Source organism: Haloferax sp. KTX1 (assembly GCF_902410085.1).
GTDB classification, from domain to species: Archaea; Halobacteriota; Halobacteria; order Halobacteriales; family Haloferacaceae; genus Haloferax; species Haloferax massiliensis.
The window spans coordinates 1-417 of the sequence record NZ_CABPRH010000266.1 but is presented as its reverse complement, the minus strand read 5'-3'; the positions used below and the strand labels follow the sequence as shown (position 1 = coordinate 417).

Here is a 417-nt window from a genome sequence, read left to right as displayed (position 1 = left end):
GTTACTGCGCCGTCGGCGAGGTGTCGTCGCCCATCACTTGCTTGACCTGCAGGGCGGCGGAGGCGGCGATGCCCTGCGCGAGGTCGTCGCGTTCGGCGTCGGAGATGCTCGCACTCTCCGGGTCCTCGGGCGTGTAGTCGGCGCTGACGACCGATCCGACGGGCGGCTGGACCGCGATTGTGGCCCGCGGTCCAGTCGTGCTGTTGCTGATCTCCGAGCCGACGACGAACTCGCCGGGCAGGAGTTCGCGGGTCCGTGCGGCGACGCTCGAGAGGTCCCGGCGGAGCTCCTCGCGCTGTTCCGCGGTCAGCGTCACTTCTTCCGTCTCCCCACCAAACGACGTATTACCGTACATGAACGTTCTCTGTCTCTATGGGGGGGAAGACTAAAAACCCAGGGTCGAACACAGTTCGGACC

1 protein-coding gene is annotated in these 417 nt (G+C 66.2%); it reads right to left on the bottom strand.

Annotated elements, in window-relative coordinates; all coding sequences use genetic code 11:
- Nucleotide 1: 1 nt before the first annotated feature.
- Entirely contained in the window at nt 2-355 is a 354-nt protein-coding gene (locus FY251_RS21765; RefSeq protein ID WP_004518427.1) for a DUF5811 family protein, read from the bottom strand.
- Nucleotides 356-417 lie beyond the last annotated feature (62 nt).

Excerpts from the sequence above, each read along its gene's own strand:
- FY251_RS21765 (WP_004518427.1), bottom strand. The coding sequence starts at position 355 with ATGTACGGTAATACGTCGTTTGGTGGGGAGACGGAAGAAGTGACGCTG.